Origin of the sequence: Nocardioides sp. (assembly GCF_004803405.1) — a bacterium.
In the GTDB taxonomy this organism is placed as follows: Bacteria; Actinomycetota; Actinomycetes; order Propionibacteriales; family Nocardioidaceae; genus Nocardioides; species Nocardioides vastitatis.
In genome coordinates this window covers 103,599-128,584 of the sequence record NZ_SSXI01000060.1, presented here as the reverse complement: position 1 = coordinate 128,584, position 24,986 = coordinate 103,599, and the positions used below count along the sequence as shown (strand labels likewise).

At 70.0% G+C, this 24,986-nt stretch carries 20 protein-coding genes; 4 read left to right on the top strand and 16 right to left on the bottom strand.

Annotation, left to right across the window (positions count from 1 at the left end; translation table 11 throughout):
* From E7Z54_RS04375 to E7Z54_RS04365, 3 genes are all read right to left on the bottom strand, one after another.
* Window positions 1–882, bottom strand: an 882-nt coding sequence (locus E7Z54_RS04375) for a bifunctional folylpolyglutamate synthase/dihydrofolate synthase (protein ID WP_206056001.1), incomplete at its 3' end; no start/stop codon positions are given.
* Window positions 882–1,775, bottom strand: a complete 894-nt coding sequence (gene folP, locus E7Z54_RS04370; protein ID WP_136431785.1) for a dihydropteroate synthase — start codon at window positions 1,773–1,775, stop codon at window positions 882–884. The genes folP and E7Z54_RS04375, both read right to left, overlap by 1 nt.
* A complete protein-coding gene (locus tag E7Z54_RS04365) occupies window positions 1,775–2,662 on the bottom strand; it encodes a bifunctional methylenetetrahydrofolate dehydrogenase/methenyltetrahydrofolate cyclohydrolase (protein ID WP_136431784.1) in 888 nt (295 codons plus the stop codon). Before E7Z54_RS04365 ends, folP begins: the two co-directional genes overlap by 1 nt.
* Before the next feature lie 302 nt (window positions 2,663–2,964).
* Here E7Z54_RS04365 and purU point away from each other — a divergent pair, with 302 nt between their 5' ends.
* The 3 genes from purU to E7Z54_RS04350 are packed head-to-tail and all read left to right on the top strand — an operon-like array spanning window position 2,965 to window position 5,554.
* Complete coding sequence (purU, locus tag E7Z54_RS04360) at window positions 2,965–3,834, top strand: formyltetrahydrofolate deformylase (protein ID WP_136431783.1); 870 nt, start codon at window positions 2,965–2,967, stop codon at window positions 3,832–3,834.
* Window positions 3,835–3,842: 8 nt separating this feature from the next.
* Window positions 3,843–4,928: an S-(hydroxymethyl)mycothiol dehydrogenase gene (locus E7Z54_RS04355; protein WP_136431782.1), complete on the top strand. Its 1,086-nt coding sequence runs from the start codon at window positions 3,843–3,845 to the stop codon at window positions 4,926–4,928.
* Window positions 4,925–5,554 (top strand): MBL fold metallo-hydrolase, encoded by a 630-nt coding sequence (locus tag E7Z54_RS04350; RefSeq protein WP_346763529.1) that lies wholly within the window; start codon window positions 4,925–4,927, stop codon window positions 5,552–5,554. The genes E7Z54_RS04355 and E7Z54_RS04350 overlap by 4 nt, the downstream gene beginning before the upstream one ends.
* A gap of 232 nt (window positions 5,555–5,786) precedes the next feature.
* On the opposite strand, the gene E7Z54_RS04345 is transcribed toward E7Z54_RS04350, so the two are convergent.
* The 11 genes from E7Z54_RS04345 to glgC form a co-directional block, all read right to left on the bottom strand.
* Complete coding sequence (locus E7Z54_RS04345) at window positions 5,787–7,160, bottom strand: L-serine ammonia-lyase (RefSeq protein WP_136431781.1); 1,374 nt, start codon at window positions 7,158–7,160, stop codon at window positions 5,787–5,789.
* Entirely contained in the window at window positions 7,160–7,786 is a 627-nt protein-coding gene (locus tag E7Z54_RS04340) for a sarcosine oxidase subunit gamma (protein ID WP_136431780.1), read from the bottom strand. The genes E7Z54_RS04345 and E7Z54_RS04340 overlap by 1 nt, the downstream gene beginning before the upstream one ends.
* Complete coding sequence (locus E7Z54_RS04335; protein WP_136431779.1) at window positions 7,779–10,667, bottom strand: 2Fe-2S iron-sulfur cluster-binding protein; 2,889 nt, start codon at window positions 10,665–10,667, stop codon at window positions 7,779–7,781. Before E7Z54_RS04335 ends, E7Z54_RS04340 begins: the two co-directional genes overlap by 8 nt.
* Window positions 10,664–10,978 carry a sarcosine oxidase subunit delta gene (locus tag E7Z54_RS04330; protein ID WP_136431778.1) on the bottom strand — a complete coding sequence of 105 codons (315 nt, stop codon included), beginning with the start codon at window positions 10,976–10,978 and terminating at the stop codon, window positions 10,664–10,666. Before E7Z54_RS04330 ends, E7Z54_RS04335 begins: the two co-directional genes overlap by 4 nt.
* A gap of 29 nt (window positions 10,979–11,007) precedes the next feature.
* Window positions 11,008–12,228, bottom strand: a complete 1,221-nt coding sequence (locus tag E7Z54_RS04325) for a sarcosine oxidase subunit beta family protein (RefSeq protein WP_136431777.1) — start codon at window positions 12,226–12,228, stop codon at window positions 11,008–11,010.
* Window position 12,229: 1 nt separating this feature from the next.
* Window positions 12,230–13,549: a serine hydroxymethyltransferase gene (gene glyA / locus E7Z54_RS04320; protein WP_136431776.1), complete on the bottom strand. Its 1,320-nt coding sequence runs from the start codon at window positions 13,547–13,549 to the stop codon at window positions 12,230–12,232.
* A 15-nt stretch (window positions 13,550–13,564) separates the two neighbouring features.
* Window positions 13,565–14,779: a formaldehyde dehydrogenase, glutathione-independent gene (gene fdhA, locus E7Z54_RS04315; RefSeq protein WP_136431775.1), complete on the bottom strand. Its 1,215-nt coding sequence runs from the start codon at window positions 14,777–14,779 to the stop codon at window positions 13,565–13,567.
* 47 nt (window positions 14,780–14,826) lie between these two features.
* On the bottom strand, window positions 14,827–15,969 hold the full coding sequence (locus E7Z54_RS04310) for a hybrid-cluster NAD(P)-dependent oxidoreductase (RefSeq protein ID WP_136431774.1): 1,143 nt from the start codon (window positions 15,967–15,969) through the stop codon (window positions 14,827–14,829).
* A gap of 28 nt (window positions 15,970–15,997) precedes the next feature.
* A complete protein-coding gene (locus tag E7Z54_RS04305; protein ID WP_240769509.1) occupies window positions 15,998–17,317 on the bottom strand; it encodes an aromatic ring-hydroxylating oxygenase subunit alpha in 1,320 nt (439 codons plus the stop codon).
* Between the two features lie 54 nt (window positions 17,318–17,371).
* The gene (locus tag E7Z54_RS04300) at window positions 17,372–19,819 is read right to left on the bottom strand and encodes a GcvT family protein (protein WP_136431773.1); all 2,448 of its coding nucleotides are present in this window, start codon (window positions 19,817–19,819) and stop codon (window positions 17,372–17,374) included.
* 390 nt (window positions 19,820–20,209) lie between these two features.
* Window positions 20,210–21,427: a glucose-1-phosphate adenylyltransferase gene (gene glgC / locus E7Z54_RS04295; protein ID WP_206055999.1), complete on the bottom strand. Its 1,218-nt coding sequence runs from the start codon at window positions 21,425–21,427 to the stop codon at window positions 20,210–20,212.
* Between the two features lie 97 nt (window positions 21,428–21,524).
* Between glgC and glgA the strand changes: the two genes are divergently transcribed.
* On the top strand, window positions 21,525–22,679 hold the full coding sequence (glgA, locus tag E7Z54_RS04290; RefSeq protein WP_136431771.1) for a glycogen synthase: 1,155 nt from the start codon (window positions 21,525–21,527) through the stop codon (window positions 22,677–22,679).
* Here the strand turns inward: glgA and pgm are convergent.
* Together pgm and E7Z54_RS04280 are read right to left on the bottom strand one after the other, a co-directional pair.
* A complete protein-coding gene (pgm, locus tag E7Z54_RS04285; protein WP_136431770.1) occupies window positions 22,676–24,325 on the bottom strand; it encodes a phosphoglucomutase (alpha-D-glucose-1,6-bisphosphate-dependent) in 1,650 nt (549 codons plus the stop codon). The genes glgA and pgm overlap by 4 nt on opposite strands.
* Before the next feature lie 116 nt (window positions 24,326–24,441).
* Complete coding sequence (locus E7Z54_RS04280) at window positions 24,442–24,906, bottom strand: MarR family winged helix-turn-helix transcriptional regulator (RefSeq protein WP_136431769.1); 465 nt, start codon at window positions 24,904–24,906, stop codon at window positions 24,442–24,444.
* Window positions 24,907–24,986 lie beyond the last annotated feature (80 nt).

The following is a 24,986-nucleotide window of genomic DNA, read 5'->3' as shown; positions in this document are numbered from 1 at the left end:
CACGCCGCCGAGCCCGCGGCGTACCGCGTCCGGGTCCAGGGCCCGCCCGAGCAGGGCCTCGATGGCGGCCAGCGCGCAGGCCGCGTTATCGGCCTGGTGTCGCCCGCGGAGGGAGAGTCGGACGTCGGGATAGACGCCGTGGAGGCCGTGCACGGTGATGACCTGGCCGTCGTCGACCGGCCGGCGATCCACGACCGAGAAGTTTCGGCCCAGGAGGAGCAGCCGCGCGTCGACGCTGTCGGCCTGCTCCTGGAGGACATCGAGCACCTCGGACGCCTGGCGCGCGCTCACCACGACGGAGCCGGGCTTGATGACGCCGGCCTTCTCTCGCGCGATGTCGACCGTGGTCGGCCCGAGGTAGTCGGTGTGGTCGAGCGCGATGGGGAGGATCACCGAGACCTCGGCGTCGATGACGTTGGTGGCGTCCCAGCGGCCGCCCATGCCCACCTCGACGACGGCGACGTCGACCTCGGCCTTCGCGAACGCCAGGTAGCCCATGGCCACGGTCATCTCGAAGAAGGAGAGCGGGTGCTCCATGACCGCGTCGACCCGCTCCGCCTGCAAGTCGGCCGCACACCAGGCCTCGACGAACTCCGTCTCGCCGATGGGCTCGCCGGACAGCGCGATGCGCTCGCGGATGCTGGTCAGGTGCGGGCTCGTGAGCCGGCCGGTCCGGTGCCCGCCCGCGGCGAGGAGCCCCTCGACCAGACGGGCCGTGCTCGTCTTGCCGTTGGTGCCGGTGAGGTGGACGCTGCGGTAGCGCCGGTGCGGCATGCCCAGGAGCTCCAGCAGCATCGTGATCCGGTCCAGCGAGGGCTCGATCCTCGTCTCCGGCCAGCGCGCCAGGAGCCGCTCCTCGACCCCGGCCAGCACGGGGTTCATCAGCGCCACCTTCGCCGGTCGAGTCCGGAGCGGGCTTCCTGGAGCCGCGCGGCGACGCGCACCGCGGCAGCCGCGGGCGCGACGTCGTGGACGCGCACGCCCCAGGCACCGGCTCCGGCGACGTACGCCGCCACAGCGGCCGAGGCGTCGTCCCGGTCCGTGGGAACCGACGGGCTGGCGAGGGCGGGGTCGACGCACTCGGCGAGGAACCGCTTGCGAGAGGCGCCGACCAGAAGCGGGAAGCCGAGGCTGCTGAGGCGGGGGTACGCCGCGAGGAGCGCCCAGCTCTGCTCGGCATCCTTCGCGAACCCGAGACCGGGGTCGAGCACGATCCGGTCGGGGTCGACGCCGGCAGCCACCGCCGCGTCGACGCGGTCGACGAGCTCGTCCACCACCTCGGTCAGCAGGTCGCCGTAGACCGCCCGGCGGTCCATGTCGGTCGAGTGGCCGCGCCAGTGCATCAGCACGCACTGACGTCCGGTCGCCGCGATGACGTCGAGCATGGCGGGGTCGGCGAGACCGCCCGAGACGTCGTTCACCAGCACCGCGCCCGCGGCGCACGCCGCCTCGGCGACGCGTGCCCGCATCGTGTCGATGGAGACCGCGACTCCGGCCTCGGACAGGGCCCGGACGACGGGGATGACCCGGCGCAGCTCCTCCCCCTCGTCCACCCGTACGGCGCCGGGCCGCGTGGACTCGCCGCCGACGTCGACCAGGTCGGCCCCCTGGCGGGCCAGGGCCAGGCCACCCTCGACCGCCGCGCCGACGGCCGCGAACCGACCGCCGTCGGAGAACGAGTCCGGCGTGACGTTGAGGATGCCGAGCACGCGACACCGATCGAGGACGGGTGGCGCAGCGACCGGCACCGTGCGCTCGAGGACCTGGACGGCCATCAGGCGCCCACCTCGGTTGGGTCTCCGGCCGACGAGAGGCCGCCCCGCTCGGCGATCTCGACGATGTTCATCAGCAGCATGGCGCGGGTCATCGGGCCGACTCCCCCGGTGGCGGGGCTCATCTTGCCGGCGACCACGTCGACCTCCGGGTGGACGTCGCCGAGGATGCCCTCGATCGTGCGGGTGACCCCGACGGAGAGCACGGTCGCGCCGGGGCTGACCCAGTCCGGCTTGACCAGATGGGCAACGCCGGCGGCCGCGACGATCACGTCCGAGGCCCGCGCGTGGGCGGCGACATCGACGGTCGCCTCGTGGCAGAGCGTCACCGTCGCGTGCTCGGTGGGGCGGGTGAGCATCAGACCGAGGGGTCGCCCGACGGTCAGGCCGCAGCCGATGACGCAGAACCGCTGACCGGTGATCTCGACCTCGTGCTCGCGGAGCAGCTCGATGATGCCCCTCGGCGTGCACGGAAGCGGGCCGGGGATGCCGAGCACCAGCTTGCCGAGGTTCGTCGGGTGCAGGCCGTCGGCGTCCTTCTCGGGGTCGATCAGCTGGAGCACCCGGTGCATGTCGATGTGCGGCGGGAGCGGGAGCTGGACGATGAAGCCTGTACATGCCTCGTCGGCGTTCAGCGCGAGGACCGCTGCCTCGATCTCCTCCTGGCTCGCGGTGGCCGGGAGCTCGACGCGGATCGAGGCGATGCCGACCTCGGCGCAGTCACGGTGCTTGCCAGCGACGTACGAGTGGCTGCCGGGGTCGTCGCCGACCAGGACAGTGCCGAGCCCGGGGCGGATGCCCTGGGCCTGAAGCGCGGCGACGCGCCCGGCCAGCTGGTGCTTGATGCCGGCGGCGACCTTGCGTCCGTCGATCCGTGTAGCGGTGGTCACCGGTGTGGCCTTTCCGGAGGGCTGAGCGGGTCAGGAGGCGGGACAGTGCGTCGTCGAACCGGGGTCGTGGTTTGCATGACGCAACTGAACTCGCAATACGCAACATCTTGAGAGGTGACGCAGGTCATGTCAAGAGGCCGCCGCGATTCACCCGGTCGGCCTTGCGGTGGCGCTCACCGCACACATGACAAGGTGATCTGGGTCATGAAAATCCGCCGCCATCCCTTGACCTGACGCCACGTCGGAAGGCAGGCTGTTGCGTATCGCTCAAACTGTTGTGCATTACGCAAAGGAGACGCTCGATGGCACCTCGTCCGGAAGCAGGGCAGGAGTTCGTCCTCACGCTGACATGTCCGGAGACGCCCGGCATCGTCTTCGCGGTCAGCCGCTTCGTCATGGAGCACGGCGGCAACATCAGCGCCAGCCAGCAGTTCGACGACCGGCTCACCGACACCTTCTTCATGCGCGTGCAGTTCCGCGCGGACGACGCCACGGTCGAGGCGCTTCGCCAGGACTTCACGTCGGTCGCGGCGCAGTTCACGATGGCGTGGCAGTTGCACGACATGGCCACCCCGACCCGCACGCTGCTGATGGTGTCGAAGTTCGGCCACTGCCTGAACGACCTGCTCTTCCGCACGACCACGGGCGCGCTCAACATCGAGGTCCCGCTGATCGTCTCCAACCACCGCGACTTCGAGGGCGTGGCCGAGTCGCACGGCATCCCGTTCGTGCACGTTCCGGTCACCCCGGAGACCAAGCCCGAGGCTGAGGCCCGCCTTCTCGGGCTCGTCGACGAGTACGACGTCGACCTGGTCGTCCTCGCCCGCTACATGCAGGTGCTCTCCAACGAGCTCTGCGGCAAGCTCGAGGGTCGCGCGATCAACATCCACCACTCGTTCCTGCCCAGCTTCAAGGGCGCCAAGCCCTACCACCAGGCTCACGCGCGTGGCGTGAAGCTGATCGGCGCGACCGCGCACTACGTCACGTCCGACCTCGACGAGGGCCCGATCATCGAGCAGGACGTCGCGCGCGTCGACCATTCGCTCGACCCGGCCGACATGACCGCCGCCGGCCGGGACGTCGAGGCCCAGGTCCTCGCCCGCGCCATCCGCTGGCACAGCGAGCACCGGGTGCTCCTCGGCACCGGCAACCGCACCGTCGTCTTCCGCTGAGGAGAGCCATGTCCAGCACCGTCAAGGGGGTCATCGCCCGCAGCAAGGGCGCCCCGGTCGAGGTCGTGGAGATCGTCGTCCCCGACCCGGGCCCCGGCGAGGCCGTGGTGAAGATCCAGGCCTGCGGCGTCTGCCACACCGATCTGCACTACCGCGAGGGTGGCATCAACGACGAGTTCCCGTTCCTGCTCGGGCACGAGGCGGCTGGTGTCGTCGAGGCCGTGGGCGAGGGCGTCACCGAGGTGGCCCCCGGCGACTTCGTCGTCCTCAACTGGCGTGCGGTCTGTGGCCAGTGCCGCTCCTGCGCCAAGGGCAAGCCGCAGTACTGCTTCAACACGCACAACGCGAAGCAGAAGATGACGCTGACCGACGGCACGGAGCTCTCCCCTGCGCTCGGCATCGGTGCCTTCATCGAGAAGACGCTCGTCGCCGCCGGCCAGTGCACGAAGGTCGACCCGCAGGCACCGGCCGCAGCCGCCGGCCTCCTCGGCTGCGGCGTCATGGCTGGCTTCGGCGCCGCGGTGAACACCGGTGGCGTCAGCCGCGGCGACTCGATCGCGGTCATCGGCTGCGGCGGCGTCGGCAACGCGGCGATCGCCGGTGCCGCCCTCGCCGGCGCGTCCACGATCATCGCTGTCGACGTGGACGCCCGGAAGCTCGAGTGGGCCAAGGGCTTCGGCGCCACCCACGTCGTGAACTCGAAGGAGACCGACGCCGTCGAGGCGATCCGCGAGCTCACCGGCGGCAACGGCGCCGACGTCGTCGTCGACGCGGTCGGCCGCCCCGAGACCTATGAGCAGGCCTTCTACGCCCGCGACCTCGCGGGCACGGTCGTCCTGGTCGGCGTACCGACGCCCGACAAGGAGATCACGCTCCCGCTCATCGAGGTCTTCGGTCGCGGCGGCGCCCTGAAGTCGTCCTGGTACGGCGACTGCCTGCCGTCCCGAGACTTCCCGATGCTGGTCGACCTGGCGCAGCAGGGCCGCTTCCCGCTCAACGACTTCATCACCGAGACGATCTCGCTGGACGACGTCGAGAAGTCCTTCGAGAAGATGCACCGCGGCGAGGTCCTGCGCTCGGTGGTCGAGCTGTGAGCACCGTGCGCGTCGACCGGGTGGTCACGTCGGGCACGTTCAGCCTCGACGGCGGCACCTGGGAGGTCGACAACAACGTCTGGGTGGTCGGCGACGACGCCGAGTGCGTCGTGATCGACGCCGCGCACGACGCCGCCCCGATCGTCGAGGCCATCGCGGGCCGCACGGTGAAGGCGATCCTTCTCACCCACGCCCACGACGACCACATCAGCGCCGTCGACGCCCTGCGCGCGGCGACCGGCGCCGCGGCGTACCTCCACCCGGACGACCGCGACCTCTGGGACCAGGTGTACGCCGAGGGCCCCGACCGCGAGCTCGCCGGCGGTGACGAGTTCCGGGTCGGCGACGTCATCCTGCGCACGCTGCACACCCCGGGCCACGCCCCGGGCGCCTGCTGCTTCCACAGCGCCGAGCTGGGCGTCGTCTTCACCGGCGACACCCTCTTCCACGGCGGCCCTGGCGCCACCGGCCGATCCTTCAGCGACTTCCCGACGATCATCGACTCGATCAGCGCGAAGCTCCTGAGCCTCCCCGCCGAGACGGTCGTCCACACCGGCCACGGCGACGACACCTCGATCGGCGCCGAGCGCGGCGACCTCCAGGCCTGGATCGCTCGCGGCCACTGACACTGGTCGCCGCGGCTCCCGCGACGGCCCGCCCTCCCTGATCTGCGCTGCCCTCCCCTGCGGGATGTCGCAGAGGATCGGGAGCGGGTCCCTCCCTAGCGGACCCTGATCTCGCCCGTCGCCAGGTCGGGCCTTCGGCGGAGGAAGTGCTGCACCTGCCACGACGCGTCTGGACCCGCGAAAGTACCCGACTGAGCGGCGCCGCTCAGTCGGGTCCGGGATCGCGGTCAGCTCAGCACTCGATGACGTTGACGGCGAGTCCGCCGCGCGCTGTCTCCTTGTACTTGTCCTTCATGTCGCGACCGGTGTCACGCATGGTCTTGATCGCCTTGTCCAGGCTGACCTTGTGCGAGCCGTCGCCGCCGAGGCCGAGGCGCGCAGCGTTGATCGCCTTCATCGACGCGATCGCGTTGCGCTCGATGCACGGGATCTGCACCAGCCCACCCACGGGGTCACAGGTGAGCCCGAGGTTGTGCTCGATGCCGATCTCGGCGGCGTTCTCCACCTGGGGTGGACGCCCGCCCATGACCTCGGCCAGGCCGCCGGCGGCCATCGAGCATGCCGACCCGACCTCGCCCTGACAGCCGACCTCGGCGCCGGAGATCGACGCGTTGATCTTGAAGAGGATGCCGATCGCGGCGGCAGTCAGCAGGAAGCGCACGATGCCGTCCTCGTCCGCATCCGGCACGAAGCGCACGTAGTAGTGCAGCACGGCCGGGATGATCCCGGCGGCACCGTTGGTCGGGGCGGTCACGATGCGGCCACCCGAGGCGTTCTCCTCGTTGACCGCGAGCGCGTAGAGGTTGACCCAGTCGACCACGTGCAGCGGGTCGACCCGGTCGCCATCCTTCGACAGCTCCCGGAAGAGTCCCGGTGCCCGGCGTGGCACCTTCAGCCCGCCCGGCAGGACGCCCTCGCGCTGGAAGCCGCGCTCCACGCACTCGACCATCACCGACCACAGGTGCAGCATCCCGGCACGGATCTCCTCCTCCGAGCGCCAGGCCTGCTCGTTGGCGAGCATCACGTCGCTGATCGACAGGCCCTCGCGCTCGCAGATCGCCAGCAGCTCGCCGCCGGTGGTGAAGGGGTACTTCACCGGGGTCTCGTCGAGCACGATCCGGTCCGCGCCCGTCGCCACCTCGTCGACGACGAAGCCGCCGCCGACGGAGTAGTAGGTGCGGAAGTCGACCTGCTCGCCACCCGCGTCGTACGCGGCGAAGGTCATGCCGTTGGGGTGTGCCGGCAGGCTCTTGCGTCGATGCATGACCAGGTCGGTGTCGACGTCGAACGGGATCGGCGTCGTGCCGCACAGGACGAGCTGGCCGCTGGTCCGGATCTCGTCGATCCGGCCGTCGGCACGGTCGGTGTCCGTCGTCGCCGGGTCCTCGCCCTCCAGTCCGAGCACGACCGCCTTGGGCGAGCCGTGGCCGTGGCCGGTGGCACCGAGGGAGCCGAAGAGCTCCGCCCGCACGCGGCATACGGCGTCGAGCTGACCACGCTCGGCCAGTCGGTCGACGAACCGCTTCGCCGCACGCATCGGGCCGACCGTGTGGGACGAGGACGGCCCGATGCCGACGGAGTAGAGGTCGAAAGCGGAGAGGGCCATCAGGCTCCTGCCTGCGCCGACGGGCTCGCCGGGGCGAACTCCCGTACGGCGTCGAGCAGCCACGCCGCGACGTACTGGGCGAGGGAGGCACGGGGCAGGACCCGGAAGTGGTCGGCGTCGACCTTCCACAGCAGCACGGGGACTCGCGCCAGGCTGGTCATGATCGCCGTGCCGTCCGGGAACGACCGGGGGTGCAGGTCGGCCGGGCAGCCCTTCTCGAGCACGCCGCGCGCGCCGGGACCGGTGAGCTCGATGACCGTGCGGTTGGCCGAGAGGTCGACGACCTGCGCCGGCGTGTCACCGGCGGCCGTGCGCAGCTGCTCCACCAGGGACTCCGCGTCGGACTCCGAGACGACGAGCCACTCGTCCGGGCCCAGCCAGAGCGCGGTGTGCCCGCCGGCCTGGCTGGTCTCGCCGACCCGCCGGGGCAGGGGCGCCCCGAGGGCCTCGTCGATGCCACGGGAACCGGTGGAGTCCGGGTCGATCCGGACGCTCACCATGGTGACGAAGGGCTGCTCGACCAGCTGGACCGCCCGGTCTCCCGTGACGCCTCCGTCGCGGATCTCGGTGGCCATGTCGTGCAGCGGGCTGCGGCGCAGCTCCTGCAGGGTGCTGAGGTCAGCCATCTCGCTTGGTCCCTTCGGGGTCGTAGAGAACGGGCGAGGTCACCTCGACCTCGATCAGGCGGTCGCCGACGGGCGCCAGGAGCACGTCGCCGATGCGCTCGCGGCCGCCCTTGATGAGGGCGAGCGCGAAGGGCCGCTCCAGCGCCACCGAGTCGTAGCTCGAGGTCACGTGGCCCAGCATCGGCACCGGTCGGGGCGCGGTCGCCAGGTCGGTGCCCGCCTCGATCACCTGGCTGCCCTCGGGCAGCCGGGTGGTGCGGTCGACGGGCAGCAGGCCCACCATGTGCTTGCGGTCCGCGCGGACGTTGTCCTCGCGGGTGTAGGAGCGCTTGCCGACGAAGTCCTTCGTCTTGGAGACGATCCACTCCATGCCCGCGTCCTGCGGGGTCACCGTGCCGTCGGTGTCCTGCCCGACGATCGGGTAGCCCTTCTCGGCGCGGAGCACGTGCATCGTCTCCGTGCCGTACGGCGTGATGTCGAAGTCGGCGCCCGCGGCGTACACGTCCTCCCAGACCTGGCGGCCGTACCAGCCGGCCACGTTGATCTCGAAGGCAAGCTCGCCGGAGAACGAGATCCGGCAGACCCGCGCCGGGATGCCCGACGCCAGGGTCGTCTCCCGGAAGGTCATGAAGCCGAACGCCTCGTTGGAGACGTCGAGATCCGGTGCGACCCGGGCGACGACCTCACGCGACTTCGGGCCGACGACGGCCACGGTGGACCACTGCTCGGTCACCGAGGTGCAGAGCACGTCGAGCTCGGGCCACTCGGTCTGGAGCCACTCCTCCAGCCAGTCGAGGACGCCGGCGGCGCCACCGGTCGTGGTGTGCATGTAGTAGGTGTCCTCGGACAGGCGCAGCGTCACGCCGTCGTCGAACATCATCCCGTCGGGCTTGCACATGACGCCGTAGCGGGCCGAGCCGATCGGCAGCTTCTTGTAGGCGTTGGTGTAGATCCGGTTGAGGAACTCACCGGCGTCGGCGCCCTTGATCTCGATCTTGCCGAGCGTCGAGGCGTCCATCATCCCGACGCTGGTGCGCACCGCCCGGCACTCACGCTCCACGGCGGCGTCGATGTCCTCACCGTCGACCGGGAAGAACCACGGACGCAGCCACTGCCCGACGATCTCGAACTCGGCGCCGTGCTCGATGTGCCAGCCGTGGATCGGCGTGATCCGCTTGGGGTCGAAGAGCTCGCCGCGCTCACGTCCGGCCAGGGCCGAGAAGAGCACCGGCGTGTACGGCGCGCGGTGGTTGCTGAAACCGACCTCGGCGACCTCGAGGCCGAGCGCCGCGGCGATGACGCCACCGGCGTTCACGCCCGAGGTCTTGCCCTGGTCCTGGCCGGTGCCGATCGAGGTGTAGCGCTTCACGTGCTCGACGCTCCGCATGCCCGCGCCGGTTGCCCGCCACACGTCGGCCACGGTCTGGTCACGGTGCAGGTCGACGAAGTGCTCGTCCCAGTCGCCCGGCTCACCGGCCGACGCGGGCACCAGCCATAGTGCGCGGACATCGCCGACCTCGGTGGCCGTGCCCGCGGCAGCAGGCGGGGTGGCCTCGACCGGGAAACCGGCTGTGGTCGCCGCGGCAGCACCGGCCGCCGTGCCCTCAGCGAGGGCCTCGCCGAGGAGGAAGGTCCCGTTGTTGGCACCGACGACCGTCTGGTTCTTGACCCTGCTGTCCGGCACGAAGGCGGCCAGCGACGCGTCGTACGTCGTGGTGCCCTGGCGCTGCGTGTGCAGGTGCACCAGCGGGCTCCAGCCACCGGAGACCGCCAGCACGTCCGCCTCGATGGTCTCGAGCGGCGTGACCGTGTCACCGTCGCCGACCGTCGCGGCGTGGACCCGCACGAGACGGGCCGTGGCGGCGTCGCCCTCGGCCCGCTCGACGGTGGTGCCGGAGAGCACCCGAACTCCGGCCGCGGCGGCCTCGGTCGCCCGGGCCGACAGGTTGCTCCGGGCGTCGAGCACGGCGGCGACCTCGAGGCCCGCGGCGAGGATGTCCTCGACCGCGTCGTAGGCGCTGTCGTTGGTGGTGGCGACGACGTACCGGCGGCCCGGGGTCACGGCGTACCGGTTGAGGTAGGTGCGGACGGCACCGGCGAGCATGACGCCGGGGACGTCGTTGCCGGCGAAGACCAGCGGGCGCTCGTAGGCGCCGTTGGCGAGGACGACCTGGCCGGCACGGACGTGCCAGACCCGCTGGCGGGAGACGCCGTTGGGCTGCGGAGCGGCCGAGCCGCCGGCCCGGTCCTCGACGGCGAGCACGTAGTTGTCGTCGTACGACCCGAAGGCGGCCGTGCGGGTGAGGACGGTGACCTCCTCCGCGGCGGCGAGCGTCGCGGCGGCGTCGGCGACCCACTCGATCGCCGGCTTGCCATCGATCGTCTCGGCGCGCGCCGACAGCAGTGAGCCGCCGAGCTCGGCCTGCTCGTCCATGAGGATCACGCGGGCGCCGGAGCGCGCCGCGGCGACGGCGGCAGCGAGTCCCGAGGGGCCGGCGCCGATCACCAGGACGTCGGTGTGGACGAAGACCTTGTCGTACGTCGCGGTGTCGGGCTCGGGGTCGAGGACGCCGAGGCCGGAGAGGGTCCGCGCCCGGAGCCCGTCGGTGAGCGAGCGGACGGTCGCGGTGACCGACGGCTCGGAGTGCTCGCCGAGGATCTGGACCAGCGCGTTCGGCTCCTCGCCGCCGGCCGCGAGGATGCCGCGAGGGCGGTCGAGGTAGATCGAGTCGCCGACCCGGACCCGGCCGTTGGCGATCAGGGCCGAGGCGATGGTGTCGCCCGGGTGGCCGGTGAGCTGCTCGCCGTCGACGGTGAAGGTCAGCACCGTGTCACGGTCGATGCGGCCGCCCGTGGGCAGGCGGTGGGACTGGGTGCTCATGCCGTTGCTCCTGCGGTGTCGGCGCCGGTCAGGCTGCTGATGTCGGGCCGGGGCTCGTTGTTCGCGTAGACCGCGAGGAACTCGTACGTCCGGGTGTCGCGGACGGCGTTGAACCACTTGCGGCAGCCGCCGGTGTGCACCCACCGCTCGGCGAAGGGGCCCTTCGGGTTGTCGCGGAAGAAGAGGTACTCGGCCCACTCCTCGTCGCTCAGCGCGCTCGGGTCCTCGGGGTAGGCCACGTGCGCCTGACCGCCGTACTTGTACTCGGTCTCGTCCCGCAGTCCGCACCACGGGCACTCGATCTGCAGCATGACAGGTGCTCTTTCGCTAGGTCTGGGGATCAGTGGGCGACGCCGGCGGCGCCGTGCTCGTCGATGAGGTGGCCGGTGGTGAAGCGCTCCAGGCCGAACGGCTGGTTGAGCTCGTGCGGCTCACCGGTGGCCATGGTGTGGGCCATCGCCCAGCCGGCGGCGGGGGTGGCCTTGAAGCCACCCGTGCCCCAGCCGGCGTTGACATAGAGGCCGTCGACCGGAGTCGCGCCGATGATCGGCGACGCGTCCGGGCAGACGTCGACGATGCCGCCCCAGGTGCGCAGCAGGTGTGCCCGGCCGAAGATCGGGAAGAGCTCCAGCGCCGCGGCCATCTGGTGCTCGATCACGTGGAACGAGCCGCGCTGGCCGTAGCCGTTGTACTGGTCGACACCGGCGCCCATGACCAGCTCGCCCTTGTGCGCCTGCGAGACGTAGACATGGACGTAGTTGGACATCACGACGGTCGGGTGGACCGGCTCGTAGAGCTCGGAGACCAGCGCCTGCAGCGGGTGCGACTGCACCGGGAGCCGGAAGCCGGCCTTCTCGGCCAGCACGCTGGAGTGGCCCGCCGCGACCATGCCGACGGTGTCGGAGAGGATCCGGCCGCGGGTGGTCTCGACGCCGGTGACCCGGTTGCCGTCCCTGACGAAGCCGGTGACCTCGCAGTTCTGGATGATGTCGACACCCATCGCGTCGCAGGCCCGGGCGAACGCCCACGCCACGTGGTCGTGCTTGGCGATGCCGGCGCGCGGCTGGAAGGTCGCACCCAGGACCGGGTAGCGCACGTCCTCGGAGATGTTGACGATCGGGCAGACCTTCTGCACCTCCTCGGGCGTCAGGAACTCGGCGTCCACCCCGTTGAGGCGGTTGGCCTCGACCCGGCGTACGGAGTCACGGACGTCCTGCAGCGAGTGCGCGAGGTTGAGCACGCCGCGCTGGCTGAAGAGGAAGTCGTAGTCGAGCTCCTCCGGGAGCTCCTCCCACAGTTTCAGCGCGTGCTCGTAGATCGCCGCCGACTCGTCCCAGAGGTAGTTCGACCGGATGATCGTGGTGTTGCGGGCCATGTTGCCGCCGGCCAGCCACCCCTTCTCCAGGATGGCGATGTTGGTCATGCCGTGGTTCTTGGCGAGGTAGTACGCCGTGGCCAGGCCGTGGCCGCCACCGCCGATCACGATCGCGTCGTACGACGACTTCGGGTCGGGATCGCGCCAGAGCCACTCGGGGTGCTCACCCGGGAACGGGTTGCCCATCTCAGGCCACCGTCCCCGAAGCAGCACCGATGCCGGGGGCCGTGTTGGCGTCGGGGTACAGCGGGAACCGCTCCGCCAGGGCCTCGACCCGGGCACGGAGCTTCTGGAGCTGCCCCTCCTCGGCGGAGCCGGCGAGGGTCTCGGCGATCACGTCGGCGACCTCGGAGAAGGCCTCGGCGTCGAAGCCCCGGGTGGCCAGCGCGGGCGTGCCGATGCGGACACCGGAGGATACCATCGGCGGGCGCGGGTCGAACGGCACCGCGTTGCGGTTGACCGTGATGCCGACGGCGTGCAGCCGGTCCTCGGCCTCCTGGCCGTTGATCTCGGCGTCACGCAGGTCCACCAGGACCAGGTGCACGTCGGTGCCCCCGGAGAGGACGGTGATCCTGGCCGCGGTGACGTCGTGCTGTGTCAGCCGGCCCGCGATGATCTGCGCGCCCTCGAGGGTCCGCTCCTGCCGCTCCTTGAACGCCGGCTCGGCCGCCATTTTGAAGGCCACGGCCTTGGCCGCGATCACGTGCTCCAGCGGGCCGCCCTGCTGTCCCGGGAAGACGGCGGAGTTGATCTTCTTCGCCAGCGACTCCTTGCTCAGGATCACGCCGCCACGGGGACCGCCGAGCGTCTTGTGGGTCGTGGTGGTGACCACGTCGGCGTACGGCACGGGGCTCGGGTGCAGCCCGGTCGCGACCAGCCCAGCGAAGTGGGCCATGTCGACCATCAGGTACGCGCCGACCTTGTCCGCGATCCGGCGGAACTCGGCGAAGTCCAACTGGCGCGGGTAGGCCGACCAGCCGGCCACGATCAGCTTCGGCTTGTGCTCGACGGCGAGGCGCTCGACCTCGGCCATGTCGATCCGGAAGTCGTCCGGCGAGACCTGGTACGCCACGACGTTGTAGAGCTTGCCGGAGAAGTTGATCCGCATGCCGTGGGTCAGGTGGCCACCGTGGGCCAGGTCCAGGCCGAGGATCGTGTCGCCCGGGTCGAGCAGGGCGAACATCGCCGCGGCGTTGGCCTGGGCACCGGAGTGCGGCTGCACGTTGGCGGCCTCGGCACCGAAGAGCGCCTTGATCCGGTCGATTGCGAGCTGCTCGATGACGTCGACGTGCTCGCAGCCACCGTAGTAGCGCCGACCCGGGTAGCCCTCGGCGTACTTGTTGGTGAGCACCGAGCCCTGGGCCTGCATCACCGCGGTCGGAGCGAAGTTCTCCGACGCGATCATCTCCAGGGTGCTCTGCTGACGGACCAGCTCACGCTCGATCTGCTCGGCGACCTCGGGATCGAAGTCGGCGAGGGTGCGGTCGAGGACGGAGTCCGAAGACATGAGATCTCCCATGGGTCAGGCCCGGACCATGCCGTGCGGGTCGATGACGAACTTCTGGGCGGCGCCCTTGTCGAACGCGGCGTAACCCTGCGCGGCGTCGTCGAGGCTGATCGTGGTGGCGTTGACGGCCTTCGCGATGTGCGCCTTGTCGGCCAGGATCAGGTTCATCAGCTGGCGGTTGTACTGCTTCACCGGGCACTGGCCGGTGACGAAGGTGTGGGACTTGGCCCAGCCGAGGCCCAGCCGCACACCGATCTGGCCCACCTTCGCGGCGTCGTCCACCGCACCTGGGTCGCCGGTCACGTAGAGGCCGGGGATGCCGAGCGAGGCACCGGCACGCGACACGTTCATGATGTCGTTGAGCACCGTGGCCGGCGCCTCGGCGGCGTCCTTGCCGTGGCCGCGCGCCTCGAAGCCGACGGCGTCGACGGCAGCGTCGACCTCGGGCTCGCCGAGGATGTCGGCGACGATGTCGACCAGCGAGTCACCCTTCGACAGGTCCGCGACCTCGCAGCCGAAGCTGGCGGCCTGGGCCAGACGGTCGGCGTTCATGTCGCCGACGATGACGGTCGAGGCACCCAGCAGCTGCGCCGAGTACGCCGCGGCGAGGCCCACCGGGCCGGCACCGGCGACGTACACCGTGGAGCCGGTGGTGACGCCGGCGGTGTAGGCGCCGTGGTAGCCGGTCGGGAAGATGTCCGACAGCATCGTGAGGTCGAGGATCTTCTCGAGCGCCGCGTCACGGTCCGGGAACTTCAGCAGGTTGAAGTCGGCGAACGGGATCATCACGTACTCTGCCTGGCCGCCGACCCAGCCACCCATGTCGACGTAGCCGTAGGCGGCGCCGGCGCGGGCCGGGTTCACGTTGAGGCAGATGCCGGTCTTGCCCTCGTTGCACATCCGGCAGCGACCACAGGCGATGTTGAACGGCACCGAGCAGATGTCGCCGACCTTGTGGAAGAGGACGTCGTCGCCGATCTCGACGATCTCGCCGGTGATCTCGTGGCCGAGGGACTGACCCACGGGTGCGGTCGTACGGCCGCGGACCATGTGCTGGTCACTGCCGCAGATGTTGGTCGTGACCAGCTTGAGAATCACGGCGTGCGGGGCGGCCTGCTTGATGCCGAGACCCTGGGCCACCTCAAGCGGGATCTCCAGCTTGGGAAACTCGATGTTCTCGATCGCGACCTGTCCAGGTCCTGCGTAGACGACGACTCTGTTGTCAGCCATGGGGTGACTCCGTTCTGCTTCGGGTGATGGGTGAGTTGCTGGCGCGATTAGGCGTCGAGTGAGAGGTCGCTGAGCGGCTTGGAACAGCAGGCCAGGATCTTGCCGGCGGTGATCTCGCGAGGGCGGATGCCGCCGTTGTGGTTCATCTCGACCTCGCCGGACAGCTTGGGGAGCTTGCAGGTGCCGCACATGCCCTGGCTGCACGACGACGGGACGCGCACGCCCGCGGCGAGCGCCGCGTCCAGCACGTTCTCGTCGGCCCGACAGGTGACGGTGCGGCCGCTTTTGGCGAACTCGACCGAGTACGTCGCCACCCCGTCGTCACCGGCGGGCGGCTCCGCGATCGCGATGTCCTCGTACGCGACTCCCTCGGGAGGCGGCGTCGCACCCGGCATGGCCGGGTCGTCGAAGGTGAAGCTCTCCTCGTAGTAGTTGCCGAGGTCGTAGTCGAGCTCGCCGAGGATGCGGCGCACGGCATCCATGTAGGGCACCGGGCCGCAGTTGAAGACGGTCCGCTCGAGGAGGTCGGGGACGATCGTGTGGAGCATGGTCGGCGAGAGGCGTCCCCGCATGCCGCCCCACCGCTCGGAGGGATAGTCGGCCTCACAGACGTGCACCACCCGGAGGTTGGGCATGAGCGTCTCGATGGCGGCGAGCTCGCTGCGGAAGACGATGTCACTCGGTGTGCGCGCGCTGTGGAGGAAGACCACGTCAGCGTCCGACCCGAGGTCGTAGAGCGTCCGCAGCATCGACATCAGCGGGGTGATCCCGCTCCCGGCGGACAGGAAGAGGAGCTTCTCCGCCGGCCGGCGGGCGAGCGTGAAGGCACCCAGGGGTGCCATCGCGGTGACCTTGCTACCGGGCACGATGTTGTCGTGGATCCAGTTGGAGACCTTGCCGCCCACGACCCGCTTCACCGTGATGGCGATGCGGTTCGGACGGGTCGGCGGCGACGAGATCGTGTAGCACCGGTTCACCGGGTTGCCGTCGATGTCGAGCATCAGGGTCAGGAACTGGCCTGCGTCGAACTCGAAGAGCTGGTCGCCCTCGGGCTCGAACACGAAGTTCTTGACGTCGTGGGTGACGTCGCTGACCGCGGTGCACACCAGCACGGTCTGGTCCTCCTCCGTCCAGCAGACCGGAGACTGCAGGGACGGCACGAGGCTCTCGAGTGCCTGGGTGGACGACATTTCTCTACTCCCGGTGATCAGGTGGTGACTACTGGTTCGCGACCGCGTTGAGGTGACCGAGCCGCTCGGCGCTCTCGCGGTGCGGCTCGAGGTAGTCGCGGAGCCGGCCGACATACCAGTTGAGGAAGGCCTCGACGTCGTCCTCGACCAGCGCGTAGGGACCGGGCACGTAGCTCGGGTCCGTGACTCCGCGCTGGGTCTTCTCGACGAGGACGCGGTCCTGGTCGTTGGTGGCCTTCCAGACGCTGGTCAGGCCCTCGACCGTGTAGTCCTCACCCTCGACGGCGTCGGGGTGGACCAGCCAGGTCGTGCGGACCATCGACTTGTCCGGGCCGAGCGGCAGGACGCTGAAGACGATGACGTGGTCGCTGAGGAAGTGGAACCACGAGTTCGGCTGCATGTGCAGGGAGAGGTCACCGAACTGCGGGGTGGGCGAGTCACCGATCAGCTTCTTGCAGACCTGGGCGCCGTCGATGCCGAAGGACGCCCCGTCACCGTCCAGCGGAAGGCGCATGATCATGAAGCCGGTCTCGCGGGTGTCGAGCTCGTGGACCAGCTCCCGCGGGACGCCGTTGGTCTTGCAGACGTTGTCGAGGTCCTCGGTCGCCTTCAGGTAGCGCTCGTAGAGCGGCTGGAGGCGCGGCGTGATGTCGGATTCGTCGTACCGGAGGAAGGGGAAGTACGACGTGATCAGCTCCGGGTGAGAAGCGTCGCAGTGGTGACACTCGCGGTTGTTCTCCATGACGAGCTTCCAGTTGCCCGCCTCGACGAGGTCGGTCTGGTGGGCGACCTTCGCCTCCGCGATGCGGTAGGAGCGCAGGTAGGGCTCGATGACCGAGGCGACCTCGTCGAAGTCGGCCGGCGGCTCGTCGGCGAGGCAGATGAAGATCAGGCCGCCGACGGTGCGCACGTGGACCTGCTTCAGGCCGAACTTGCTCTTGTCGAAGGACGGCGACTGACTCTCGGCGTACATCAGCTCGCCGTCCGCGCGGTAGGTCCACTGGTGGTAGGGGCAGACCAGGTTGCCGATCGCACCACACGGCTCCTCGAGGAGACGCGAGCCGCGGTGCCGGCACACGTTGCGCAGCGCGCGGACCTCCTCCTCGTCGTCGCGGACGATGATCAGCGACTGGGTGCCGATCTCGACCGTGACGAAGTCACCCGCCTCCGGGATCTCGGCCTCGGTGGCGACGAAGAGCCAGTACTGGCCGAAGATCGCCTTCATGTCCAGGTCGTAGACCTCCTGGCTCGTGTAGAAGGGGGCCTCCAGGCTGTAGCCGACCTCGCGGCGCTCGACCATGGCAGCGATCGCGGCGATGTCGGCCACAGAACCGGTCTTGAAACTCACAGGAACCTCCGAGGAATGACGGATGAGAGGGGTTGGGAAGGAAGGGGACGAAAGTCAGCCGCGGAGGCGGGTCATCTTCGGGTCGAACAACGGCTCGGCGGTGACGACGGCGGGAATCCGCTTGTCGAAGTACCCGATCTCGACCTCGGTGCCGACCTCGGCGACCTCGAGTGGCAGCCAGGCGTAGGCGATGCCCTTCTCGATCGTGTAGCCGTAGGCCGCGGAGGTGACGTAGCCGACCGTTTTGCCGTCGGCGAAGACCGGCTCCTTGCCCAGGACCACGTCGATGGTGCTGTCGATGGTGAGACAGGCGAGGGTCTTGGTCTGGTTCTCCTTGCGCTGGATCAGCGCGTCGCGGCCGAGGAAGTCGCCCTTGTCGAGCTTGACCGCGAAGCCGAGGCCGGCCTCGTAGGGGTCGTGCTCGTTGGTCATGTCGCCACCGAAGGAGCGGTAGCCCTTCTCCAGGCGGAGGCTGTTGAACGCGCCGCGACCGGCGGCGATGATGCCGTGCTCCTGGCCGGCCTCCCAGAGGGTGTCCCAGAGGCGCTGGCCGAGGTCGGCGGTCGTGTAGATCTCCCAGCCGAGCTCGCCGACGTACGACAGGCGCCAGGCGGTGACCGGGACGTTGCCGATGGTGAGCTTCTTGGCGCGGAAGTACTTCAGGCCGTCATTGGTCATGTCGGCGTCGGTGATGCCGGCCAGCACCTCGCGGGCCTTCGGTCCCCACAGCCCGATGCAGCAGGTGCCCGGCGTGATGTCGGTGATCTGGACGGTGCCGTCCTCGGGGAGGTGGCGCTCGAACCAGTCGACGTCCAGGGCGCCGTTGGCTCCGACCTGGTAGTGGTGCTGGCCCAGGCGGGCGACGGTGATGTCGCTGCGGATGCCGCCGTCGACGTCGAGGAGCAGGGTGTAGACCACGGCCCCCACCGACTTGTCGACGTCACCGGTGCACAGGCGCTGGAGGAACGCCGTGGCACCGGGGCCGGTCACCGTGATCCGCTTGAGCGCCGTCATGTCGTACATCGCGACGCCCTCGCGGGTCGCCTTCGCCTCGGCGCCCACGATCGGGTCCCAGTACTTGGCGGCCCAGGCGTTGGGTGTCGGGATGTCGTAGCGCTCGAGCAGGCCGGCGTTCGCCCCGTACCAGTGTGGGCGCTCCCAGCCGTTGGCCGGCAGGAAGAAGGCGTCGAGCTCCTCCTCGCGACCGAAGAACGGCGAGAGGCGGACGTTGCGCGGCGAGTCCATCGGCTGCAACGGGTGCAGGATGTCGTAGACCTCGCGGAAGTTCTGGCAGTCCCGCTCCAGGACGTACGCCGGGGCGACCTGGTAGTCCTCGAAGCGGTTCACGTCGCACTCGTGGATGTCGAAGGACTCGCAGTGGCCGTTGGCGATCCACTCCGCGACCGCGCGGCCGACCCCGGCGGAGTGGGTGACCCACACCGCCTCGGCGACCCAGAAGCCCCTGACCTCGCGGGACTCGCCGAGCAGCGGCATGCCGTCGGTGGTGAAGGAGAAGAGGCCGTTGATGCCTTCCTCGACCTTGGTGTCGTTGGTGGCGGGGAGCAGGCGCTGGGTCTCCTCCCAGGCCGGCTCGAAGTCCACGGGAGTGAAGGCGAGAACGGACGGCATGTCGCCGGTCTCGTCCGCCTCCTCCATCGAGCGGATGTCGGTCGCCTCGATCGGCATCGGCTCGTGGTGGTAGTAGCCGATGCCGAGGCCCTCGTAGTGGTCGCGGTAGTAGAGGCCCGACTCCTGGTGGCGGAGGATCGGGCGGACCGCCTCCTGCGTCTGACCCTTCAGCTCGGGGATGTCGCCGGTCCAGGCGAGCTGGTGGGCGAGCGGGGTCAGCGGCAGGTCGAGGCCGACGAGCGAGGCGACCTTCGGGCCCCAGATGCCCGCGCAGGAGACGACGATGTCGGCGGGGAACTCGCCGTGGTTGGTGACGATCGCGGTGACCTGACCGTCCTCGACCACGATGTCGGTGACCTCGTGGCGGGCGAGGAACCTCACACCCCGGGCCTTGGCGCGCTCGATCTGCGCCTCGACCGCCCACAGCGCCTTGGCGAGGCCGTCGGTCGGGCACCACAGGCCGCCGAGGATCTTGTCGCGGTCGACGAGGGAGTGCAGTTCGACGCAGCGGTCCGCGTCGACGACCTCGGCCTCGACGCCCCAGGAGGTGAGCCAGCCGTGCCGGCGGTGCAGCTCGGCGAGGCGCTCGGGGGTGGTCGCGACCTCGAGGCCGCCGACCTGGAGGAAGCAGGACTGCCCCTCGTGCTGGAGGTCGACGAACTTCTCGACGGTGTACGTCGCGAGCTCGGTGAGCACCTTGCTGCCGCTGGCCTGGAAGACCAGGCCGGGCGCGTGGGAGGTGGACCCACCGGTCGCCGGCAGGTCGCCCTGGTCCAGGACGACGATGTCCGTCCAGCCGAGCGCCGAGAGCTCGTCGGCGAGCGCTGCGCCGACGACTCCGGCTCCGATGATGACGGTCCGACGTCCGACCATGTGCCCCGGCCTCCTGTTGCGTATCTTGCACCACATTGCGTTACGAGCAACAATGCATGTGTGACGCAGATGACGTCAAGAGGGCCGGCAAGGAAAGTTCGGAAGCGCCGAACTTCGCCGCGACGACAGCGGCGTGCGACCCCTGTTCCTGGCTCGTCGCCGGCGCCGCCACGCGGGCCGTGGTCGGGCCACCCGCACGGCGCTCGGCTGGCTGACCGACGAGGACAGCTCCCCCGGCTGCTCCGCCGCACGACGCGAGGTCATCCGCCACGGATTCCGGCAGCACCGGGCGGTGGCTGCTCAGCGGTCGACGACGGCGATCTCCTCGCGGTGCTCTGAGCCGGGGCCTCCCGCGCACCCCAGGGCCAGCGGTCCGTGGTGAGGGCCCCCTCAGGGCAGAACGGGCTGACCCTTGCCGAGCACGGTGACGCCACCGTCGCTGACGGTGAACCCGCGGCGACGGTCCTCGGCGTGGTCGACGCCGATCAGGGCGCCGTCGGGCACCACCACGTTCTTGTCGATGATCGCGTTGCGGATCACCGCGCCGCGTCCGATGGTCACGTTGTCGAGCAGCACGCTGCGTTGCACGGCGGCGCCGTCGCAGACCATGGCGTGGGTGCCGATCACCGAGCTGTCGACGCTGGCGCCCGAGACGATCGACCCGGCGCAGACGATCGAGTCGCGCACGCTCGCACCGGAGACGAACTTCGCACCGGGCAGCTGCGGATGCGAGGTGAAGATCGGCCACTCGGTGTTGTAGAGGTTGAAGATCGGCAACGTCGAGACCAGGTCGAGGTGCGCCTCGTGATAGCTGTCCAGCGTCCCGACGTCGCGCCAGTAGTCCCGGTCACGGTCGGTCGAGCCCGGCACGTGGTTCCGCTTGAAGTCGTAGACGCAGGCCCTCTGCTCCTCGACCAGCATCGGGATGATGTCGCCGCCCATGTCCTTGCGCGACCTCGGGTTGGCCGCGTCGCGCTCGAGCGCGTCGACCAGGACGTCGGTGGTGAAGACGTAGTTGCCCATCGACGCGAACGACTCCTCCAAGGAGTCGACCAGTCCCGGCGGCTCGGCCGGCTTCTCCAGGAAGTCCTCGATCGTGACCCCGTCGGCGGCGGTCTTGATGACCCCGAACTGCCACGCGTCCTTGCGCGGGACCCGGATCCCGGCCACGGTCACACCTGCCCCCGTCTCGATGTGCGCGTCGACCATCTGCGAGGCGTCCATCCGGTAGACGTGGTCGGCACCGAAGACCACGATGTAGTCCGGCCGCTCGTCGTTGATCAGGTTCATCGACTGGTAGATCGCGTCGGCGCTGCCGAGGTACCAGTTGGGGCCACGCCGCTGCTGTGCCGGCACCGGCGCGACGTAGTTGCCGAGCAGGGACGACAACCGCCAGGTCTGGGAGATGTGCCGGTCGAGCGAGTGCGACTTGTACTGGGTGAGCACGGCGATGTTGAGGTAGCCCGCGTTGGCCAGGTTGGACAGCGCGAAGTCGATCAAGCGATAGGAGCCGCCGAACGGCACCGCCGGTTTCGCACGGTCCTCCGTGAGCGGCATCAGCCGCTTGCCTTCCCCTCCGGCCAGGACGATGCCGAGCACGCGCGTCATGGTCAGACACTAGCGACATCCGGGTGGCGTCGACACCGCCGAACCGCCACGCGAGCAGTCGGCACACCGATCGCCCCGGCGCACTAGATTCGCGGGCATGAGGCTCGCGATCCTGACCCGGGAGTACCCACCGGACGTGTACGGCGGCGCCGGCGTCCACGTCGACTTCCTCGTCAGGGAGCTGCGCCGGCTCGTCGACGTGGACGTGCACTGCATGGGCGCTCCCCGCGACGGGGCGACAGCTCACTCCGAGGACGACCCGCGCCTCGCCGGCGCCAACGCCGCGCTGCGGATCCTGTCGGCCGACCTGGCCATCACCGGTGCCGTCTCGGCGGCCGAGCTGGTGCACAGCCACACCTGGTACGCCAACATGGCCGGCCACTGGAGCAAGCTCCTCTACGACGTGCCGCACGTCGTGACCGCGCACTCGCTGGAGCCGCAGCGCCCGTGGAAGGCCGAGCAGCTCGGTGGGGGCTACCGGCTCAGCTCCTGGGCGGAGCGGACGGCCTACGAGGCCGCCGACGCGGTCGTCGCGGTCAGCCGAGGCATGCGCGACGACGTGCTGACGTCCTACCCGGCACTCGACCCCAGCCGCGTCCACGTGATCCACAACGGCATCGACGCGGAGTTCTACCGGCCCGACCCGGCGACCGACGTGCTCGAGCGGCTGGGCGTCGACCTCGGCCGGCCCTACGTCGCGTTCGTCGGGCGGATCACCCGGCAGAAGGGCGTGCCGCACCTGCTCCGTGCCGGCCTGCTGATGGACCCGGAGATCCAGCTCCTCCTGCTTGCCGGAGCCGCGGACACCCCGGAGCTCAAGGCCGAGACCGACCAGCTGATCGACGAGCTCAAGGCCGCTCGCGACGGGGTCTTCGTGGTCAGCGAGATGCTGCCGCGGGCCGACGTACGCCAGGTGCTCACGCACGCGCTCGCGTTCTGTTGCCCCTCGGTGTACGAACCGCTGGGCATCGTCAACCTCGAGGCGATGGCCTGCGAGACCGCCGTGGTCGCCAGCCGGGTCGGCGGGATCCCGGAGGTCGTCGACGACGGACGGACGGGGCTGCTCGTCGACTACACCCCGGAGGATCCCGGCGGGTTCGAGCGACGGTTCGCCGAGGCCGTGGACTCACTGGCGGCCGACCGCGACCGCACCCGCGCCATGGGGTCGGCCGGGCGGGCGCGCGCGGTGGAGGAGTTCGGCTGGGACGCCGTGGCGACGCGCACGGTCGAGCTGTACTCGAGCCTGCTCTAGGGATTCAGTGCGGCGGCGACGATCGCCTGCGCCTCCTCCTGGATCGAGGCCAGGTGGTCCGGGCCCTTGAACGACTCGGCGTACAGCTTGTAGACGTCCTCGGTGCCCGATGGCCGCGCGGCGAACCACCCGCTGTCCGTGGTGACCTTGAGCCCACCGATCCCGGCGCCGTTGCCAGGAGCAGTCGTCAGCTTCGCGGTGATCGGGTCACCGGCCAGCGACGACGCAGTCACCTGCTCGGGCGACAGCCTGGCCAGTAGCGCCTTCTGGTCACGGCTGGCCGGCGAGTCGATGCGGGCGTACGCCGGGTCGCCGTGCGTCTCGGTCAGCCCGGCATAGAGCCGCGACGGTGATTGGCCGGTGACCGCGATGATCTCCGCGGCCAGCAGGCACAGCAGCACGCCGTCCTTGTCGGTGGTCCACACCGAGCCGTCGCGCTGGAGGAAGGACGCCCCGGCGCTCTCCTCGCCCCCGAAGGCGACCGACCCGTCGAGCAACCCGGGTACGAACCACTTGAAGCCGACCGGCACCTCGACCAGCCGGCGACCGAGGTCGGCGGCAACCCGGTCGATCATCGACGAGCTCACCAGCGTCTTGCCGATCGCGGCGTCCTGCGACCACGACGGCCGATGCGAGTAGAGGTACTGGATAGCGACGGCGAGGTAGTGGTTGGGGTTCATCAGTCCCCCGTCGGGCGTGATGATGCCGTGCCGGTCGGCGTCGGTGTCGTTGCCCGTGGCGACGTCGAAGTCGTGCTGGCGCCGGAGCAGGGAGGCCATCGCGGACGGCGAGGAGCAGTCCATCCGGATCTTGCCGTCCCAGTCGAGGGTCATGAAGCCGAACGTCTTGTCCACGTCGGGATTCACCACGGTCAGGTCGAGGCCGAACCGATCCGCGATCTCGCCCCAGTAGCCGACGCTCGCACCGCCGAGCGGGTCGGCACCGATCCGCACCCCAGCGGTCCTGATCGCGTCGAGGTCGAGCACCTGAGGCAGCGCGGAGACGTAGGCGTCCAGGAAGTCGAACGTGCCCACCGGGCCGGACGCGCCGGCGAGCGGCACCCGCTTGACGCCCGTCAGCCCCTCGGCGAGCAGCTCGTTCGCGCGGTCCTGGATCCAGCCGGTGATCTCGGTTCCGGCAGGCCCACCGTCGGGCGGGTTGTACTTGAAGCCGCCGTCGGCAGGCGGGTTGTGCGACGGGGTGACCACCACGCCGTCGCCCCTGGCGGCGCCTGTGAACCCGTGACGCGCGTTGTGCACCAGGATCGCGCGAGACACGGCCGGTGTCGGTGTATAGCCGCCGCGCGAGTCCACGAGGACGTCGACGTCGTTGGCCACGAAGACCTCCAGCGCCGAGATGGTCGCTGGCTCAGAGAGCGCGTGCGTGTCGGCGCCGAGGAAGAGCGGGCCGCCGATCCCGTTCCTGGCGCGGTACTCGCAGATGGCCTGGCTGGTGGCGAGGATGTGGTCCTCGTTGAAGGCCACGTCGAACGCCGAGCCGCGGTGCCCCGACGTACCGAAGCTCACCCGCTGACCGACCACTCCGGGATCGGGGTGCTCCTCGTAGTAGGCGGTCACCAGCTTGGCGACGTCGATCAGGTCATCGGGGCGTGCTGGTGTGCCCGCCCGGTCCGCGCTCGAGCTCATTGATGGATTCAAGCACCTTCCGCCACATCGCTCCGGGATCGGGCGGATCGGTATGGCGACGAGCCCCGTTGCGGACTGTGGCCCGCAGGTGACCACGGAGCCGAGAAGCGGTCCCGTCAGATGCAGGCGGCGTCGTAGCCGGTGTCCACCGCCTCGGCGGCGAGCGCCTGAAGGCTCTCGAGCAGGGCAGTGCGGTGCGACTGTGGCAGGACGGCCAGGAGCTGCATCTCTGCCGAGCGGACCGCCTGCGCCGCTGCGGCGAGGACACGCTGTCCCTCGTCCGTCAGGGACAGCGCGCGGATGCGCCGATCTGTCGGCTGGGGCTCACGGAGGAGCAGCCCCCGGGCCTCGAGCCGGTCCACCGCGGTCACCATCATGCTCTTGTCGACTGCGGCGGCTCGAGCGACCGCGAGCTGGCTGCGTCCGGGGCCGGCGTGAACCTCTGTCATCACGACGTACTCCCGCAATGTGATGCCCAGCTCCGCGATTGCCTCCTGCTCCACCGCGCCGAAGCTTCGGGCGAGCCGGGCCAGCAACCAGTGCACATCGTCGGCGAGCGTCGTGGCCGTCGTCTCGGACATCTCTGAGCTCCTTCTGTTCGGACTTGCACGGACAGCATAGTCGTGAATAAGATCGTCTGTGTTCAGATGATCTCAACCGA

Bases quoted from the DNA above. Each gene is read 5' to 3' on its own strand.
- folP (WP_136431785.1), bottom strand. From the start codon at position 1,775: ATGGCCGTCCAGGTCCTCGAGCGCACGGTGCCGGTCGCTGCGCCACCC.
- purU (WP_136431783.1), top strand. From the start codon at position 2,965: ATGGCACCTCGTCCGGAAGCAGGGCAGGAGTTCGTCCTCACGCTGACA.
- E7Z54_RS04355 (WP_136431782.1), top strand. From the start codon at position 3,843: ATGTCCAGCACCGTCAAGGGGGTCATCGCCCGCAGCAAGGGCGCCCCG.
- E7Z54_RS04345 (WP_136431781.1), bottom strand. From the start codon at position 7,160: ATGGCCCTCTCCGCTTTCGACCTCTACTCCGTCGGCATCGGGCCGTCC.
- E7Z54_RS04340 (WP_136431780.1), bottom strand. From the start codon at position 7,786: ATGGCTGACCTCAGCACCCTGCAGGAGCTGCGCCGCAGCCCGCTGCAC.
- E7Z54_RS04335 (WP_136431779.1), bottom strand. From the start codon at position 10,667: ATGAGCACCCAGTCCCACCGCCTGCCCACGGGCGGCCGCATCGACCGT.
- E7Z54_RS04330 (WP_136431778.1), bottom strand. From the start codon at position 10,978: ATGCTGCAGATCGAGTGCCCGTGGTGCGGACTGCGGGACGAGACCGAG.
- E7Z54_RS04325 (WP_136431777.1), bottom strand. From the start codon at position 12,228: ATGGGCAACCCGTTCCCGGGTGAGCACCCCGAGTGGCTCTGGCGCGAT.
- glyA (WP_136431776.1), bottom strand. From the start codon at position 13,549: ATGTCTTCGGACTCCGTCCTCGACCGCACCCTCGCCGACTTCGATCCC.
- fdhA (WP_136431775.1), bottom strand. From the start codon at position 14,779: ATGGCTGACAACAGAGTCGTCGTCTACGCAGGACCTGGACAGGTCGCG.
- E7Z54_RS04310 (WP_136431774.1), bottom strand. From the start codon at position 15,969: ATGTCGTCCACCCAGGCACTCGAGAGCCTCGTGCCGTCCCTGCAGTCT.
- E7Z54_RS04300 (WP_136431773.1), bottom strand. From the start codon at position 19,819: ATGGTCGGACGTCGGACCGTCATCATCGGAGCCGGAGTCGTCGGCGCA.
- glgC (WP_206055999.1), bottom strand. From the start codon at position 21,427: ATGACGCGCGTGCTCGGCATCGTCCTGGCCGGAGGGGAAGGCAAGCGG.
- glgA (WP_136431771.1), top strand. From the start codon at position 21,525: ATGAGGCTCGCGATCCTGACCCGGGAGTACCCACCGGACGTGTACGGC.
- pgm (WP_136431770.1), bottom strand. From the start codon at position 24,325: ATGAGCTCGAGCGCGGACCGGGCGGGCACACCAGCACGCCCCGATGAC.
- E7Z54_RS04280 (WP_136431769.1), bottom strand. From the start codon at position 24,906: ATGTCCGAGACGACGGCCACGACGCTCGCCGACGATGTGCACTGGTTG.